Raw genomic sequence first — 16,451 nt, forward strand, 5'->3', positions numbered from 1 at the left:
TGCGCCGTATCCATGAGGTTTTCAGTCCAAAAAGACCTGAAACTCCCGTGGATACAGCGCAAGCAGCTACTGTTTTTGAAGACCTGCGCCAGCGCGCATCAGCGCATGCGCAGGATCAGCCCGTCCTTGAGGATGAATTGGTGGTGCAGGAAGGCCAGCACATGCAGCGCCGTCAGCACGATCAGGGCATAGGCCGCCCATTGGTGCACGCCGGCGAGCAGCTCCTTGGCCGGCTCCCAGCGCTGGGCCAGCTGCGGCAGCTGCAGGCCGAAGAACCGTATCGGGTAGCCCGAGAACACCGAGCCCAGGAAGCCGGACAGGGGCATGACCAGCATGAGCGCATACAGCAGGCCATGGCCGGCCCGCGCCAGCAGCCGCATGGCGGCCGCCATGGGCACGGCCGGCACGCGCGGGCGCACGGCCATCCAGCCCAGGCGCACCAGCAGCAACAGGCCCAGCAGCATGCCCACGGACTTGTGGACGTTGAACCAGTAGGCCCGCAGGCCGCCGCCGCCCTTGGGCAGGCCCTGCATCCACAGGCCCAGGGCGATTTCGGCCAGCAGCAGGGCGGCCATCAGCCAGTGCAGCCAGACCGAGAAGCGGTCGTATCTCGCGGTGTGCGCCATCGCCTGCCTTCCGAAGTCAGTTCAGCAAGTCCGGCGGCAGCAGGTTCTTCTTGCGGTAGATGGTGTTGCGGGAAACACCCAGGGCCTTGGCCGCCGCCGACACATTGCCCTTGTGCAGCTGCAACATCTGTGCCATGGCATGGAGGGTGACGTCCTGCAGGCTGTGGCTGTCGGGGCCGGCATCGCCGCCCGGGCCGGCCGGCGGGGCGTCTGCGGGCAGCGCGCGCACGGGCGCCCGCACCGCCTGCAGCTCCTCCAGGAAGTCGTCGGGCAGATGCCCGGGCGCGATCTGCCCCTCGCGGCCCACCATGACCACCGCCGTGCGCAGCAGGTTGTGCAGCTGGCGCACGTTGCCGGGCCAGTGGTAGCGCCGGAACAGCGCCATGACGGGCTCCGAGATGCCGACGTGCAGCCCGCCGTCGCACAGCGACTTGAGCAGCTTCCTGACCACGCAGTCGAAATCCGTGCGCTCGCGCAGCGCCGGCAGGCGCACCACCAGGCCGTTCAGGCGGTAGTACAAGTCCTCGCGGAAGTCACCGCGCGCGATCAGGTCCTTGAGGTTCTTGTGGGTGGCGCAGACCACCGCCACGTCCACGTCCACCTCCTTGCCCGCCCCCAGGGGACTGATGCGCCGCTCCTGCAGCACGCGCAGCAGCCGCGCCTGCAGATGCCTGGGCATGTCGCCGATTTCGTCGAGGAACAGGGTGCCGCCGTGGGCCTGGGCGATCTTTCCGACGGCGCCCTTCTTGCGCGCGCCGGTGAAGGCTCCCTCCTCGTAGCCGAACAGCTCGGCCTCGATCAAGGATTCGGGAATGGACGCGCAGTTGACCGCCACGAAGGGCTGGCGCGCCCGCGCGGAATCGTTGTGGAACGCCCGGGCCAGCAGGTCCTTGCCGGTGCCGGTCTCGCCCAGGATCATCACCGGTATGTCGCGGTCCACCACCTTGCGCAGCTTGTGGATCACCGCCGCGACCTGGGTGTCGCCCGTGTCCAGGTACTGCAGCGACGACAGCTGCGCCTTGCGCGCGGGCGCCGCGCCGCCCTGCTCCGCGACGGACCGCTCGGCAAACGTGGGGGCCGCCCAGGGGCCGGCCGGCTTGACGTCGGCCCGGCACCAGACGGAGACGCCGCTGTGCAGGTGCAGCTGCCTGGGCGCATGCGAAGCCCCGCCGAACAGCTCCAGCAGGGCTGACATCGGCAGGTCGAACAGCGAGGAAAAGGTGCGCGCCTGCAGGGCGCTGAAGGGCAGGCCCAGCTGGAACTGGGCGCTGCGGTTGGCCGACAGGAAGCGCCCCTCGGGGGTGAACACCGCGATGCCCTCGACCAGGGTGCCCAGGAATTCCGGGCGCGCATGGAAGTGCAGCCGGACCGCCTGGGGGAAGCTGCCGGCGAGCATCTGGTTCTCGATCATCTGCGCCGACATGCGCACCAGGGCCAGGGTGTGCTGGTGGTAGCTGCGGTGGTCGCCGGAGACATCCAGCGCGCCGACGACCTGGCCATGGGGATTGAAAATCGGCGCGCACGAGCAGGTCAGCGCGTGGTTGGCGTGCATGTAGTGCTGCTCGCCGTGCACCGTGACCGCCGTCTCCTCGCTCAAGGCAGTGCCTATGGCATTGGTGCCCTTGGCCTTCTCCGACCAGTCCACGCCAGGCGCCAGGGCGACGCGGGAGGCCTTTTCCAGGAAATCCTTGTCCCCCAGGGAGTGCAGCACCAGCCCCTGCGCGGTGGTCAGCAGCACCATGCTGTGGGTGTTGGCGATCTGCTCGTACAGCGTCTCCATGACCGGCTCGGCGTACTGGAACAGAAAGCGGTTGCCCTCCACCACGTCGCTGAGATCGCACTGCGCCAGCGTGGAGAAGTCCGGCCTTTCCCGGGCAACCACGCCATAGCGCTGGGAACGCCGGTGCGCCTTGCCTATGACCTCTGCGTAATCCTGGGCCGGCCCCTGCGGCTGTGCCGGCGGGCCAGAAAAAGGGATGCTCATCATGTCTCCAGATCCGGGCATCGATGGACCCGGTTTTTTAGTGCGCCATGCGCCAGAAAGCTTGGCGCATGTGCACAGATATCACAAGGCCTCCTGGGATCCCGGGCATTTTCCGTCCATGCCCTCGCAACCGTTGCCTGCAAAAAGTGTTCCAACCCGCACCGCGCCTGATTGCTCCAGGCTGCAACACCCCGCGGCACGGCCTTCACCCGTGCATTGCCCCATGTGCAGACGCTCCGGTCTGGTCCGCATATTGCTTCGCTGCAGGGGAATCCCCCCTTTTCCCTGACAGGAGACATCCATGCGCGTCATTTCCCCACGTTTTCCGCAACGCCCGCTGCACCGGTTGCTGGCCCTGGCCCTGGCCTGCAGCGCAGCGGGTGCCATGGCCCACGGCGATGTGGTGCCGCAGGCCGTGGACACCAGCAGCCTGCCGCAACTGGGCAGCAAATGGCTGGAGGCCAACCCCTACAGCAAGAGCGCCGCGCAAAAGGAGGCCTTGCGCATCGGCAGCTCGGCCTACAACCAGAACTGCGCCCGCTGCCATGGCCTGGAGGCCGTCTCGGGCGGCATCGCCCCGGACCTGCGCAAGTTCGACGAGGAATGCAGCGGCCTGGCCGATGCCGGCAAGAAAGCCGCCTGCTACACCGACATGGACGACTATTACCTCGGCACGGTCAGGCGCGGGCGTACGCGCGACGGGCGCGTCTACATGCCGCCCTTCGAGGGCACGCTGTCGCAGGAGGCGATCTGGGCCATACGCACCTACCTGGAGGTGCGGCGCGGGCAATGACGGGCCCCGGCTTGCCTGCTTGCGCCGCAGGCCTGCGAGCCGCGCCGCATCCATGATTTCAACGGCCATGGGGCGGCGGACCGTCGGCGCGCAGCCGCAATCTGCGCCAGGCGCATCGCCAGCCCGCGCCGCGGCCAGGCCTGCTCGGGCCTTCATGGAACCATCGGGAATCCCTGCCAGGCAGGCACCGGGAACCTCTTCTCTTGATGGCCGGTTACATGCGGCCCGGAGTGCGCGGCGACCCGCAACCCCACCAAATTCTTGACGCGCATCACATCTGTCGGCATCTACCATCAAAACCATGCGATACGAGCGTCAAACACTGTCAACATTTGGCAACGTTTTATCCAAAAAGAAACGGCTGGTCGTATATTCATGTAACTACAAGTCACATCGATCCGCGCCACGCCGCCCGCACAATTCTGCGGGCCGCAGCCGCTGGCGGTCGATTGAAAAACATGCAAACCAGAGACATCACCGTTCGCCGCATGGATCCATGCGTGCTCCCGCTGGCGGGCCGCGCCCTGCTGCGGGAATTGCAATCGGCCTTCCAGGGCATCGCGGCACGCCGCGCCCCGCGGGCGGCGGGCATCGGACTTTCCATTGCCCGGAAATAAGAAGCAAGCAATACAATAGTTACGCAACCAACAGTTACGTACTCCGCCGTGCTTCCTCCCATCCTTCCCGGCTCAGCCCCCACGGATCAGGATCTGCATGGGCAGCTCCTGGTGCAAACGCTGGAGCAGGCCGTCGACGCCGTGGTCGTCATCGACGAGCACAACCGCGTGGTGCTGCTCAACGCGGCGGCCGAGGCCCTGTGGGGCTGGCCGCGCGCCGAGGTGCTGGGCCGCAACGTCGGCATGCTGGTGCCGCCGGGCATCCGCGAGGCGCACGACGGTTACGTGAACACCAACCGCACCACGGGCGTCAACCGCATCGTGGGCACTTCGCGCGACGTGCCGGTGGAGCGCCGCAACGGCACGCGGCTGTGGGCGTCGATGTCGATTTCCCGCGTGGTGATCGGCGCGCGCGTGCTCTACACCGCCTTCCTCAAGGACGTGACGGCCCAGCGCGCGCAGCAGCAGCACCTGCGCCAGCTCTCGCTCGTCGCCGACCGCAGCGGCAGCGGCATGGTCGTGGCCGATGCCGGCCGGCGCATCACCTACGTGAATGCGGGCTTCACGCGGCTGCTGGGCTTCGCCAGCGCCCAGGCGACCGGGCGGCTGCTGCCTGAACTGGCCTGCGGGCCACACACCGACACGCACACCGTCGATGCCCTGCGCGCCTGCGCCGAGGCCGGGCAGGAGATGCTGACCCAGCTGCTGCTCTACACGAGCGACGGGCGCCCGCTCTGGGCCTCGGTCATGATGAACCCGGTGCGCGGCGCCGCGGGCGAGCTGGAACACATCGTGTTCGTGCTCACCGACATCACGCACACCAAGATGCACGAAGTGCTCCAGCACAAGGTGCTGGATGCGATGGCGCACAACGCGCCGCTGCACGACGTGGCCATGCTGCTGTGCCGCGAGATCGAGCGCATCGCGCCCGAAGTCACCGCCACGCTGCTGGAGGTGGACGCCGACGGCTGCCTGCGCGTGCTCGCCGCGCCCAGCATGTCGCCCGAGATCGAGGCCCTGACCAACGGCGTGCCCATCGGCCCCGAGGTCGGCTGCTGCGGCGCGGCTGCGGCCACGGGCCGGCCGGCGCTGTCCGCCGACATCGCGACCGACCCGCGCTGGGCACCCGTGCAGCAGGCGTTCACCGGCCACGGCCTGCGGGCCTGCTGGTCGAACCCCGTCAAGGCACGCGACGGCACCGTGCTCGGCACCCTGGCCTTCTACTACCGCGAGCCGCGCGGCCCCGACGCGCTGCACGAGCGCCTGGTGGACATGGGCCTGCACCTGTGCGCCCTGCTGCTGGAGCGCGAACGCGAGCGCGCCCACATCCACCAGCTCGCCTACTACGACGCGCTCACGGGCCTGGCCAACCGCAGCATGCTGCGCACGCAGGCCGAGCGCAGGCTGCACGAAGCGCGGCGCAGCGGCACGCCGCTGGCGCTGCTGTTCATCGACCTCGACCGATTCAAGCAGGTCAACGACACGCAGGGCCACCCCGCGGGCGACGCGCTGCTCGGTGCCGTGGCCGCCCGGCTCCAGGACAGCGCCCGCGCCGGCGACGTGGCCGCGCGCATGGGCGGCGACGAATTCGTGCTCGTGCTGCCGCAGTGCGGCGCCAGCCAGGCGACCGCCGCGGCCGACCGGCTGCTCGCCGCCATCGCCCGGCCCGTGGAGGCCGAAGGCACCACGCTGTACCCCGGCGCCAGCCTGGGCATCGCCATGTACCCCGAGGACGGCGCAGACGCCGACAGCCTGCTGCGCTGCGCCGACATGGCGATGTACCAGGCCAAGAGCGCGGGTGGCCAGTGCTACCGCTTCTACAGCGCCGCGATGAACGACCAGGCGCAGGAACGCTCGCGCCTGGAGGCCGACCTGCGCACGGCGCTGCGCACCGCAGGCCTGGCCCTGCACTACCAGCCCCAGATGCGCGGCGAGACCCTGCACGGCGTGGAGGCGCTGCTGTGCTGGACGCACCCGCAGCACGGCCCCATCCCGCCGCCGCGCGTGGTGGAGGCGGCCGAGGAGTGCGGCCTGCTCGACGCCCTCACGCAATGGGTGCTGCAGGAAGCCTGCCGCCAGATGGCCGACTGGCGCGGGCGCGGCGTGGCCGTGCCGCGCGTGTCGGTCAACATCGAGGCCGGCAGCTTCCTCGACCCCGCCCTGCCGGACATGCTGGCCGGCACGCTCGCGGCCCACGGCCTGCGGCCCGCGGATCTGACGGTGGAGATCACCGAGGCCGTCATGCTCACGCCCGACCCGGCCGTGCTCGCCACCGCGCGCGCCGTGCGCGAGCGCGGCATCGCGCTGTCGCTGGACGACTTCGGCACCGGCTACTCCAGCCTGGGCTCGCTGCACCGCCTGCCGATCGGCGAGATCAAGCTCGACAGGAGCTTCGTGCAGGACATCGAGACCAGCGCCACCGCCCGCTCGCTGACCTCCGCCGTGCTGCACATCGCGCGCGGGCTGGACCTGTCCGTGGTCGCCGAGGGCGTGGAAACGCCCGCCCAACGCCAGTTCCTGACCGAGCAAGGCTGCGCCGTACTCCAGGGCTACCTGCTGTCGCCGCCCGTGCCCGCGGATGCGCTGGAATCCTGGCTGCGGGGAGGATGACGCAGCCCGGGCGGCAAGCTATTTCCTCGATGGCTCCGCCCGCACCGGCTCGGCCACGAAGCCGATGCGCGACAGCCCCACGGCCTGTGCCGCGCCCATGAGCTCCACCACGCGGCCATAGGGCACGGCCGCGTCGGCGCGCAGCTGCACCTCGGTGTCGGGCCGGCGCGCGGCGATGTCCTTGAGGCGCGCGGCCAGCGCGTCCCGCGCCAGCGCCTCGCCGTCGAGGAAGGCCTGGCCCGACCTGTCCACGGACACTGTGACGGACTGCGGCGCCGCGCCCGGCTGCGTACCCTGGGCGCGCGGCAGCTCCAGGCGGATGGAGTTGGCCAGGAGCGGCGCGGTGAGGATGAAGATGACCACCAGCACCAGCATCACGTCCACGAGCGGGGTGACGTTGATCTCGCTCATGGGCTCGGGGCCCCGGGTGCGCTCCAGCCGGCCGAATGCCATGGCGGCTCAGCCTGCGGCGGCGACCAGCTCGCGCAGGTCGCGCGCGAAGCCTTCGAGGTCGGCCTCGATGCGGCCGATGGCGCGGCCGAACCAGTTGTAGGCCAGCACGGCGGGGATCGCCACCGACAGGCCCGCGGCGGTCATGACGAGCGCCTCGCCCACGGGGCCGGCCAGGCGTTCGATGGTGATCTGCTCGGCGCCCGCGAGCGCCCCGAGCGCATGGTGGATGCCCCACACGGTGCCCAGCAGCCCCACGAAGGGCGCGGTCGAGCCCACGGTGGCGAGCAGCACCTGGCCGAACTGCAGCCGGCCCAGCACGCCGTGCAGGGCATCGCGCAGCGCGCGCGTGAGGCGCTGGGCAACAGCGCCCTGGTCGGCCAGCGCGGCGCCCGAGCCGGAGCGCGCCACCTGCGCGGCGGCGCGCACCAGCGGCAGCACCAGCGCCTCGCGGTCGAAGGGCGGCAGGCGTTCGAGCCCGGCGGCGAGCGACGGCGACTGCCAGAACGCGGCCGTGCTGCGCGGCACGTCCACGCGGGCGCGCCACATCAGGCGCAGCTTCCAGAGGATGACGACCCAGCTGGCCACCGACATGGCGAGCAGCAGCAACGCCAGCCCCTGCGTGACCGCGTCGCCCTGGTGCAGCCAGCGCATGCCGTCCATGGGGCGGCTACTTGAGGTTCAGCACGTCGAACATGTCGAACATGCCCGCGCGCTGCCCGGCCAGGAAGCGCACGGCGCGCAGGCTGCCCTGCGCGTAGCCGGCGCGGCTGCTGGACTTGTGCGTGATCTCCACGCGCTCGCCGGTGCCGGCGAACAGCACGGTGTGATCGCCCACGATGTCGCCGCCGCGCACGGTGGCAAAGCCGATGCTGCCCTCCTTGCGCTCGCCCGTGTAGCCGTAGCGCTCGTACACGGCGCGGTCGGCGAGAAGCGTGCCCTGGGCCTCGGCAATGACCTCGCCCATCTTGAGGGCCGTGCCCGAGGGCGCGTCCACCTTGTGCTTGTGGTGCGCCTCGATGATCTCGATGTCGTAGCCCGTGGCGAGCGCCTGCGCGGCCATCTGCAGCAGCTTGAGCGTGACGTTCACGCCCACGCTCATGTTGGGCGCGAGCACGATGGCCACCTTGCGCGCGGCGGCCTCCATGCCGGCCTTCTGCGCGTCGGAGAAGCCCGTGGTGCCGATGACCATCTGCACGCCCAGCTCGGCGCACACGGCCGCATGGGCCAGCGTGCCCTCGGGGCGCGTGAAGTCGATCAGCACGTCGGCGTCCTTCAGCCCCTCGCGCAGGTCGGCGGTGATGGCCACGCCGCTCGCGCGGCCCAGGAAGGCGGCGGCGTCCTGGCCCACGGCGGGGCTGGCGGGCAGGTCCAGCGCACCGGCCAGCACGCAGTCGCCGCTCGCCTGGATCGCCTCGATGAGCATGCGGCCCATGCGGCCGCTGGCGCCGGCGACGGCCACGCGGCGGGGTACGGAAGAGGATGAGGTCATGTCAGCTCGCAATCAAAACGGAACGGGCTCCGCGGCGCGGCCAGGGGCGGGCCGCGGGCGGAGTCTCAGCGGCGCGGCGATTCCAGCGGCGGGTAGCTCGCGACGGGCGGCGCGGCGGGCGCAGCGGACGGCTCGGGCGCAGCGGACTCGGCCTTGGGGAAGCGCGCCAGCTGCGCCTCGGTGGCCTCCAGCTGGGGCACCTTGGGCTTGGACACCTTGGAGGTGAGCGAGGCCACGAATTCGGACTCGGAGGGCATCTCGTCGCCTTCGACGCGGTCCATCACGTTGTCCTTGAAGAACACGGTGAGCTTGCGCGTCTGCGCCTCCACGCCCGGGCGCTTGAGCGTGAAGACGTATTCCCAGCGGTCGCCGTGGAACACGCTCACCATGAGCGGCGTGCCCAGGATCTCGCGCACCTGCTGGCGCCCCATTCCGGGCTGCAGCATCTGCACCTGCTCGCGCGAGACGAAGTTGCCCTGCACCACGGCCACCTTGTAGGGCGTGACGACGTTCGACAGGCGCTCGCCGGTGCCCGCGCAACCGGCCAGCGCGGCGGCCAGCAACACTATGGCGCCCCGGCGGGCGCCCCAACGGGCGGGAGCAGACATGGGTTTAGGCATAGGGGATATGATCCGGTCCATTGTAGCGGCCCGGGCCTGGCGCCAGGCCTGCGGGGCACGCCATCCATGATTTCGCCCTGGCACACGAAGGACCTTGTCATGACGAACATCGACGAACTCAAGAGCACCGGCCTGAAGGCGACGCTGCCCCGGCTGAAGATCCTGGAGATCTTCCAGAAGGGCGCCCAGCGCCACATGACGGCCGAGGATGTGTTCCGCGTGCTGCTGGACGAGCGCTCGGACATCGGCCTGGCCACCGTCTACCGCGTGCTCACGCAGTTCGAGCAGGCCGGCATCCTGATCCGCAGCAACTTCGAGAGCGGCAAGGCCGTCTACGAGCTCAACGAGGGCCAGCACCACGACCACTTCGTGTGCACGGCCTGCGGCAAGGTCGAGGAGTTCTACGACCCCGAGATCGAGAAGCGCCAGAACCTGATCGCCCAGGCCAAGGGCTGGGTCATACAGGACCATTCCATGGCCCTGTACGGCCAGTGCGCCAACTGCGCCAAGAAGCGCTGATGCACGGTCAGGTGCCGCCGCCTTCCATGGCGCGGCGGTGGCGCTCGACGAATTCCTGGTAGGTGTCTATGCCGCGCAACTGCAGGATGGTGTTGCGCACCGCGGCCTCGACCAGCACGGCGATGTTGCGCCCGACCACCACCTGGATCACCACCTTGAGCACGGGCACGCCCAGCACGTCCTGCGTGAGCGGCTCGTAGGGCATGCGCTCGTAGTCGCGCTCCAGGGTTTCCTTGCGCACCAGGTGCACGATGAGCTTCAGGCGCATCCTGCGGCGCACGGCCGTCTCGCCGAAGATGGCGCGGATGTCCAGCAGGCCGATGCCGCGCACCTCGAGCAGGTTCTGCAGCAGGTCGGGGCACTTGCCCTCGATGGTGGTCTGGTTGATGCGGTACAGGTCCACCGCGTCGTCGGCCACCAGGCCGTGGCCGCGCGAGATCAGCTCCAGCCCCAGTTCGCTCTTGCCCAGGCCCGATTCGCCCGTGATGAGCACGCCCAGGCCCAGGATGTCCATGAACACGCCGTGCATGGTGGTGCGGTCGGCGAAGTGCTTGGACAGGTAGGCGCGCAGCACGTCGATGACGAAGGCCGCCGACTCCCGCGTGGCGAACAGCGGAATCTGCGCGCGCTCGCACATCGACACCACTTCCTCGGGCGCGGCCTGGCCGTCGGCCAGCACCAGCACCGGAGGCTCCAGCGTGACGATGCGCGCAATGCGGCGCTTGCAGTCCCCGGACGTCGCGTTGGTCAGGTAGGCGACCTCGCGCTCGCCCAGAACCTGCGCGCGATAGGGGTGGATGTAGTTGAGGTAGCCGACGAGGTCGGCACCCGAGCGCGCGGCGCGCACGGCCACCTCGGTGAAGCGCCGCTCCGAAGCGCCCAGCCCCGCCACCCACTCCCATTTGAGCAGGGTGCGGAACTCCTCGAAGAGGACATCGGCGCTGACGACGTTGGGCTTCACGGCGGCCGGCGGCTGGGGCGTGGCGTCAGGCGCTCTGGGCCGATTGCCAGCCCGAGATCATGCCGTGCAGGCTGGCGGCGTCGGTGCAGCTCTTGAGGCGTTCGCGCAGCGCGCTGTCGCTGAGCAGCTCGGCGATTTCCGACAGGATCTCCAGGTGCTTCTGCGTGGCCGCCTCGGGCACCAGCAGAAAGATCAGCAGCACCACGGGCTGTTCGTCGGGCGCGTCGAAGCCTATCGGCTGGGCCAGTTGGAACACCGCCGCCATGGGCGACTTCAGTCCCTTGATCCGGCCGTGCGGAATGGCCACGCCGTGGCCCAGCCCCGTGGAGCCCAGGCGCTCGCGCGCGAAAAGGCTGTCGGTGATCAGGGCCCGGGACAGGCCGTGCTGGCTTTCGAAAAGCAGGCCGGCCTCCTCGAATGCACGTTTTTTGCTAGTGGCATCGACGCTCACGAGCACTTGTGCGGGAGGCAGTATGGAAGCAAGTCGATTCATGGTCACAGTGAGCGACGATTATGCACGCCCAGCGGAAACCCTGAGAGTGTATCCACCAGCAACAAAAAACCGCCCCGTGGGCGGTTGCGGCACCGCTTTTGCACGGCGGTGGCGCGGACGGGCTCTGGCCGCTCCTTCAGGAGGCCGCGGCGGCCTGTACGGTGGCGCGGCGTACGCCGGCCTGGTGGTCCTGCATGCGGTCCTTGTGGCGCACGACCATGCGGTCGAGCTTGTCCATCAGTTCGTCCACGGCCGCGTACAGGTCGAAATGCGCACTCTCCACGAACAGGTCGTTTCCTTTCACGTGCACCGTGCACTCGGCGCGCTGGCGTTTTTCCTTTTCCTTCTGCTTCTCCACGGTCAATAGCACCTTGACATCCACCACCTGGTCGAAGTGGCGGATGATGCGCTCCAGCTTGGACGTCACATAACTGCGCAAGGCGGGGGTCACTTCGAGGTGATGACCGCTGATCGTCAAGTTCATAGACAAGCCTCCTGTGGCTCACTCGTTGAAAAACACCGCCCCGGTACCGGTCCGGGGCAGCTGGCGAACATGCATGCATTCGGGCCTGGATTCACTATGCGCCCGCACGCACCGGAACGCAATGCGTTCCCGCCCCATGTGCACGGGATATGGCGGCGGGGTGCCAAGGCGCGCAAAAAGCTTCACAATCGGCTGGATTTCCAGCCCGTGGCGACCTGCGGATCACCGCGCCACGGGCTCCGGCGCCATGGCTAGAATGGCCCGCTTTGGCCCCGGCGATGGCGGGGCAGACCTTTCGCCCAACCGTCTCATGACCCAGCCCAGCACCTCCGCCCTGCACACCTCCGCCCTGACCTCGCTGCCGCTGCTGGCGCGCGGCAAGGTACGCGACAACTACGCCGTGGGCGACGACCGCATCCTGATGGTGGCCAGCGACCGGCTCTCGGCCTTCGACGTGATCATGGGCGAGCCCATTCCGGGCAAGGGCGAGCTGCTCACGCAGATGGCGCTGTTCTGGTTCGACAAGCTCGGGCACATCGTGCCCAACCACCTGACCGGCGAGGCGCCCGAGAGCGTGGTCACACCGGCCGAGGCGCCCCAGGTGCGGGGGCGCTCCATGCTCGTCAAGCGCCTCAAGCCGATTCCCATCGAGGCCGTGGTGCGCGGCTACCTGGCCGGCAGCGGCTGGAAGGAGTACCAGGAGTCGCGCTCGGTCTGCGGCGTGCCGCTGCCGGACGGCCTGACCAACGCAGCCAGGCTGCCCCACAGCATCTACACGCCGGCCGCCAAGGCCGCCATGGGCGAGCATGACGAGAACATCACGTTCGAGCGCACCGTGGAGATGGTCGGCCCGGAGCTGGCCGCCAGGATCCGCGACATCAGCATCGCGCTGTACGAGGCCGCCGCCGCCATCGCGCTCGCCAAGGGCATGATCATTGCCGACACCAAGTTCGAGTTCGGTCTCACCGACGCCGGCGAGCTGGTGCTGATGGACGAGGTGCTGACCCCCGACAGCTCGCGCTACTGGCCCGTGGAGGGCTATGCCGAGGCGCTGGCCCGCGGCGAGAACCCGCCCAGCTACGACAAGCAGTTCGTGCGCGACTGGCTGGAGCAGGCCCAGGTGGGCGGCAAGCCCTGGAACAAGACCGCCCCCGCGCCGCGCCTGCCGCGCGAGGTGGTGGAGAAGACCGCCGCCAAGTACCGCGAGGCGCTGCAGCGGCTGACGGCCTGACCCCCCGGGCGCGCCCGCCATCACGGCATCACGCGGCCTGCAGCGGCGGTTCCTCGTCCTCGGGCGGCGGCGCTCCGCGCTCCTCGGCGACAAAACGCAGCAGGGGCTTGCCGGCGCTGTCGCGCAACTCCAGCATGCGCCCCTGCTGCATGTAGGAGGCGGCGGCTCCGAGCTGCTGCAGGTAGGCCAGCTCGCTCGTCCCGCCCTTCAGGCACAGGCGCAGCCCCGACACCAGCGCGTCGAAACGCAATTGCCCGCCGGCCAGCGCGTAGCGCGCAGCGAAGCGGTTGCAGCCGCCCGAGCCCATTGCCCGGTTGGAGTCGCGCGCGAGCACCAGATGGGCGGCCTCGGCGCCCGCCGCCGGTGGCGGCAGGGCAGCCCTGCCCACCACCTCGGCCAGCTTCCAGTAGGTCTGGCGCAAGGGCACGGCAGCCGCCAGCGTGGCATCGAGCAAGGGCACGCGCGCCACGATCACGTCCACATGCCGGAACTCCGGGCTCAGCAGGACCGGATGCACGCCCGGCGTATCCAGCAGCAGGCGCCCCTGCTGCGTGAGCGCGGCGCGCACCTCGTAACGTCCCTGGGGATGAATGAGCGCCTGCCGGTAGGGAATGCGCAATTCGTAGGGCAACGGCCCCGCGGGGGCCAGGCGCTGACGCCCCAGGACCAGGGGCGGCTCCCCCGCCTGCGTGACGTCCACCAGGGCGGCATCGAACACCGCGCCGGGCGGGACGTAGAGCCGCTCGCGCGAAATCACGGCGCCGGTGATGAATGCGTCGGGCCCCGGCGCACCGGCGCAGCCGGCAAGCAGCAGCGCCGCCAGCCACGCGCCGCGGCGCCCGCTCAACTCAGCACGACGCTGGACAGGCGCCGGCGGTAGGTCGCCACCACGGGGTCCTCGGGCGGGATCTGGCCCTCGGCCACCTTGGCCCTGGGCGGCTCGATGATCTCCAGGATGGCCACGTAGGTCTTGCGCGCGGCCTCGTCGTTCCAGGTCTTGTCGCGCATGAGGATTTCCAGCAGCTCGTCCATGGCATCCGTCCAGCGCTGCCGGGCCATGAGCCAGCGCGCGCGGCCGAAGCGCGCCTCGAAGTCGCGCTTGTTGGCGGCGATTTTTGCATCGAATTGGGCATCAGCGCCCTCCCCATGGGCGCCAGAAGCTACGAAATCAAGAGCATCCATCCAGGCCCTGAGCGCGCCCAGGCGGCGCGAGGCATCGGCCTTTGCGATCACGGGGGCGAAGGCGACCTTGGCATCGTCCTCGCGGCCGAGCTGCAGCAGCAGCTTCACGTAGTCGAAGCGCGCCTCGTCGTTGGCCGGGTCGGTGGCCACGGCGTGCTGCAGCTTTTCCAGCGCGCCCTCGGTGTCGCCCTCGGCCAGCGCATCCTGCGCCTCTTCCTCCTGCTCCTCTGCCTGCAGCGCCTCGGCGCTGGGCACGTGTTTGTCGAGGAAGGCGCGCAGCTGGCCCTCGGGCTGCGCGCCCATGAAGCCGTCGACCGGCTGGCCGTTCATCATCAGCACGCAGGTCGGAATGCTGCGGATGCCGAACATGGCGGCCAGCTGCTGCTCCTGGTCGGAGTCGATCTTGGCGAGCTTGAAGCGGCCCGCGTATTCGGTCTCCAGCTTTTCCAGCACCGGGCCCAGCGTCTTGCACGGGCCGCACCAGGGCGCCCAGAAGTCCACCAGCACGGGCTGGTTCATGGAGGCGGCTACCACCTCGGTCTCAAAGGTTTCTAGGGTGACGTCGATCATGTGTAGGCATCCCGGTAATGGCTCAACGGGGATTCTCGGACATATTCGGCGCCGGGGGACGGAGTGCCGGCAGGGCGCATGCGCAAAAAGTAAAATGCCGGGTTCCCCCCGACGAACGCCGTTGCGCGCACTCTTCACATGAACCCCATCCAGATCGGCGTGGTCATGGGCTCCAGCAGCGACTGGGACACCATGCAGCACGCAGTCGCCATCCTCCAGCAGTTCGGCGTCGCGCACGAGGCGCAGGTGGTCTCGGCCCACCGCATGCCCGACGACATGTTCCGCTACGCCGAGGCCGCCGCCGGCCGGGGCCTCCAGGCCATCATCGCGGGCGCGGGCGGCGCCGCCCACCTGCCCGGCATGATCGCCGCCAAAACCTGCGTGCCGGTGCTGGGCGTGCCCGTGGCGAGCAAGCATCTCTCGGGCGTGGATTCGCTGCACTCCATCGTGCAGATGCCCAAGGGCGTGCCCGTGGCCACCTTCGCCATCGGCGCGGCCGGCGCGGCCAACGCGGCGCTGTTCGCCGTGGCCCTGCTGGCCAGCAACGACCCTGCGCTGCGCGAGCGGCTCGAAGCCTTCCGCGCCGAGCAGACCGCCGCCGCGCGCGCCATGACCCTGCCCCCGGTGGCCGCATGAGCGCGGATATGAGTGCGGGCCTGGGCGTGATCCTGCCCGGCGCCACGCTGGGCGTGCTCGGCGGCGGGCAGCTGGGGCGCATGTTCGTGCACGCGGCCCAGGCCATGGGCTACGCCACGGCCGTGCTGGACGACGACGCGGCCAGCCCGGCCGGGCTGGTGAGCCAGCACCACATCCGCGCCGGCTACGAGGACCCGCAGGGCCTGGCCGCGCTGGCGCGCCTGTGCGCCGCCGTGACCACCGAGTTCGAGAACGTGCCCGCCGCCGCGCTCGACATCCTGGCGCGCAGCCTGCCCGTGTCGCCCGCGGGCGGCGCCGTGGCGATCGCGCAGGACCGCGCGGCCGAGAAGGCCCACTTCGTGCGCTGCGGCGTGCCCGTGGCGCCGCACGCGGTGATAGAGACGCCCGCGCAGCTCGCCGCCGTGGATGCCGGCCTGCTGCCCGGCATATTGAAGACCGCGCGCCTGGGCTACGACGGCAAGGGCCAGGCGCGCGTGCAGACGCCGCAGGAACTGGCCGCCGCCTGGGACGACCTGGGCCGCGTACCCTGCGTGCTCGAAAAAATGCTGCCGCTGGCGCACGAGTGCTCCGTCATCGTGGCGCGCGGCCGCGACGGCCATGCCGTGCACCTGCCCGTGCAGCGCAACCTGCACCGGGGCGGCATCCTGGCCGTGACCGAAGTTCATGAGGGAAATCTGCCTCCAGCGCAGGCCAGCCAAGCGCTGGCAGCTGCCAAATCGGTAGCAGACGGCCTGGACTACGTGGGCGTGCTGTGCGTGGAGTTCTTCGTGCTGCAGGACGGCGCCCTGGTGGTCAACGAGATCGCCCCGCGCCCGCACAACAGCGGCCACTACAGCCAGAATGCCTGCGACGTGTCGCAGTTCGAGCTGCAGGTGCGCGCCATGGCCGGCCTGCCCCTGGTGCAGCCGCGCCTGCACAGCCCGGCCATCATGCTGAACCTGCTGGGCGACCTGTGGTTCAGGAACGGCGACGGCCCCGCCACGCCGCCCTGGGACGAGGTACTGGCGCTGCCCGGCTGCCACCTGCACCTGTACGGCAAGCGCGACGCGAAGCGCGGGCGCAAGATGGGCCACCTGAACGTCACGGGCGCCACGCCCGAGGCCGTGCGCGCCACGGCGCTCGAGGCGGCGGCCCTCCTCGGCATCGAACCCTTCTGACCCCC

Annotated in this window: 18 protein-coding genes; 7 read left to right on the top strand and 11 right to left on the bottom strand. The window is 69.9% G+C overall.

Annotated features, from left to right (window positions below):
• Nucleotides 1-98 precede the first annotated feature (98 nt).
• Nucleotides 99-626, bottom strand: a complete 528-nt coding sequence (locus ACX12L_RS18800; RefSeq protein ID WP_459263963.1) for a cytochrome b — start codon at nucleotides 624-626, stop codon at nucleotides 99-101.
• Between the two features lie 16 nt (nucleotides 627-642).
• On the bottom strand, nucleotides 643-2,610 hold the full coding sequence (locus ACX12L_RS18805) for a sigma-54-dependent Fis family transcriptional regulator (protein ID WP_459263964.1): 1,968 nt from the start codon (nucleotides 2,608-2,610) through the stop codon (nucleotides 643-645).
• Between the two features lie 301 nt (nucleotides 2,611-2,911).
• On the opposite strand from ACX12L_RS18805, the gene pedF reads away from it, so the two are divergent.
• The 3 genes from pedF to ACX12L_RS18820 all read left to right on the top strand — a co-directional run bounded on the left by pedF (nucleotide 2,912) and on the right by ACX12L_RS18820 (nucleotide 6,630).
• Nucleotides 2,912-3,403, top strand: a complete 492-nt coding sequence (gene pedF, locus ACX12L_RS18810; protein WP_459263965.1) for a cytochrome c-550 PedF — start codon at nucleotides 2,912-2,914, stop codon at nucleotides 3,401-3,403.
• A gap of 203 nt (nucleotides 3,404-3,606) precedes the next feature.
• On the top strand, nucleotides 3,607-4,020 hold the full coding sequence (locus tag ACX12L_RS18815; RefSeq protein ID WP_459263966.1) for a hypothetical protein: 414 nt from the start codon (nucleotides 3,607-3,609) through the stop codon (nucleotides 4,018-4,020).
• A 111-nt stretch (nucleotides 4,021-4,131) separates the two neighbouring features.
• Nucleotides 4,132-6,630: an EAL domain-containing protein gene (locus tag ACX12L_RS18820; RefSeq protein ID WP_459263967.1), complete on the top strand. Its 2,499-nt coding sequence runs from the start codon at nucleotides 4,132-4,134 to the stop codon at nucleotides 6,628-6,630.
• An 18-nt stretch (nucleotides 6,631-6,648) separates the two neighbouring features.
• Here the strand turns inward: ACX12L_RS18820 and ACX12L_RS18825 are convergent, their stop codons facing one another.
• From ACX12L_RS18825 to ACX12L_RS18840, 4 genes are all read right to left on the bottom strand, one after another.
• A complete protein-coding gene (locus ACX12L_RS18825) occupies nucleotides 6,649-7,083 on the bottom strand; it encodes an ExbD/TolR family protein (protein WP_459263968.1) in 435 nt (144 codons plus the stop codon).
• 6 nt (nucleotides 7,084-7,089) lie between these two features.
• On the bottom strand, nucleotides 7,090-7,743 hold the full coding sequence (locus ACX12L_RS18830; RefSeq protein ID WP_459263969.1) for a MotA/TolQ/ExbB proton channel family protein: 654 nt from the start codon (nucleotides 7,741-7,743) through the stop codon (nucleotides 7,090-7,092).
• Nucleotides 7,744-7,750: 7 nt separating this feature from the next.
• Entirely contained in the window at nucleotides 7,751-8,572 is an 822-nt protein-coding gene (gene dapB, locus ACX12L_RS18835; protein WP_459263970.1) for a 4-hydroxy-tetrahydrodipicolinate reductase, read from the bottom strand.
• Nucleotides 8,573-8,637: 65 nt separating this feature from the next.
• Nucleotides 8,638-9,180 carry an outer membrane protein assembly factor BamE gene (locus tag ACX12L_RS18840; RefSeq protein ID WP_459263971.1) on the bottom strand — a complete coding sequence of 181 codons (543 nt, stop codon included), beginning with the start codon at nucleotides 9,178-9,180 and terminating at the stop codon, nucleotides 8,638-8,640.
• 111 nt (nucleotides 9,181-9,291) lie between these two features.
• Here ACX12L_RS18840 and fur point away from each other — a divergent pair, with 111 nt between their 5' ends.
• Nucleotides 9,292-9,711, top strand: coding sequence for a ferric iron uptake transcriptional regulator (gene fur, locus ACX12L_RS18845; protein WP_459263972.1), 420 nt, complete (start codon nucleotides 9,292-9,294; stop codon nucleotides 9,709-9,711).
• Nucleotides 9,712-9,718: 7 nt separating this feature from the next.
• On the opposite strand, the gene hprK is transcribed toward fur, so the two are convergent.
• From hprK to hpf, 3 genes are all read right to left on the bottom strand, one after another.
• A complete protein-coding gene (gene hprK / locus ACX12L_RS18850) occupies nucleotides 9,719-10,672 on the bottom strand; it encodes an HPr(Ser) kinase/phosphatase (protein ID WP_459263973.1) in 954 nt (317 codons plus the stop codon).
• A gap of 25 nt (nucleotides 10,673-10,697) precedes the next feature.
• Complete coding sequence (locus ACX12L_RS18855; RefSeq protein WP_094439236.1) at nucleotides 10,698-11,165, bottom strand: PTS sugar transporter subunit IIA; 468 nt, start codon at nucleotides 11,163-11,165, stop codon at nucleotides 10,698-10,700.
• A 136-nt stretch (nucleotides 11,166-11,301) separates the two neighbouring features.
• A complete protein-coding gene (gene hpf / locus ACX12L_RS18860; RefSeq protein WP_013520870.1) occupies nucleotides 11,302-11,649 on the bottom strand; it encodes a ribosome hibernation-promoting factor, HPF/YfiA family in 348 nt (115 codons plus the stop codon).
• Nucleotides 11,650-11,959: 310 nt separating this feature from the next.
• Between hpf and ACX12L_RS18865 the strand changes: the two genes are divergently transcribed.
• Nucleotides 11,960-12,880 carry a phosphoribosylaminoimidazolesuccinocarboxamide synthase gene (locus ACX12L_RS18865; RefSeq protein WP_459263974.1) on the top strand — a complete coding sequence of 307 codons (921 nt, stop codon included), beginning with the start codon at nucleotides 11,960-11,962 and terminating at the stop codon, nucleotides 12,878-12,880.
• A gap of 28 nt (nucleotides 12,881-12,908) precedes the next feature.
• Here the strand turns inward: ACX12L_RS18865 and ACX12L_RS18870 are convergent, their stop codons facing one another.
• Nucleotides 12,909-13,727: an META domain-containing protein gene (locus ACX12L_RS18870; RefSeq protein ID WP_459263975.1), complete on the bottom strand. Its 819-nt coding sequence runs from the start codon at nucleotides 13,725-13,727 to the stop codon at nucleotides 12,909-12,911.
• A complete protein-coding gene (gene trxA, locus ACX12L_RS18875) occupies nucleotides 13,724-14,632 on the bottom strand; it encodes a thioredoxin (RefSeq protein ID WP_459263976.1) in 909 nt (302 codons plus the stop codon). The genes ACX12L_RS18870 and trxA overlap by 4 nt, the downstream gene beginning before the upstream one ends.
• Nucleotides 14,633-14,770: 138 nt before the next feature.
• Here trxA and purE point away from each other — a divergent pair, with 138 nt between their 5' ends.
• Together purE and ACX12L_RS18885 are read left to right on the top strand one after the other, a co-directional pair.
• On the top strand, nucleotides 14,771-15,268 hold the full coding sequence (gene purE, locus ACX12L_RS18880) for a 5-(carboxyamino)imidazole ribonucleotide mutase (protein WP_459263977.1): 498 nt from the start codon (nucleotides 14,771-14,773) through the stop codon (nucleotides 15,266-15,268).
• An 8-nt stretch (nucleotides 15,269-15,276) separates the two neighbouring features.
• On the top strand, nucleotides 15,277-16,446 hold the full coding sequence (locus tag ACX12L_RS18885) for a 5-(carboxyamino)imidazole ribonucleotide synthase (RefSeq protein ID WP_459263978.1): 1,170 nt from the start codon (nucleotides 15,277-15,279) through the stop codon (nucleotides 16,444-16,446).
• The last annotated feature ends 5 nt before the right edge of the window (nucleotides 16,447-16,451 follow it).

It is taken from the genome of Alicycliphilus sp. T452 (assembly GCF_054512775.1).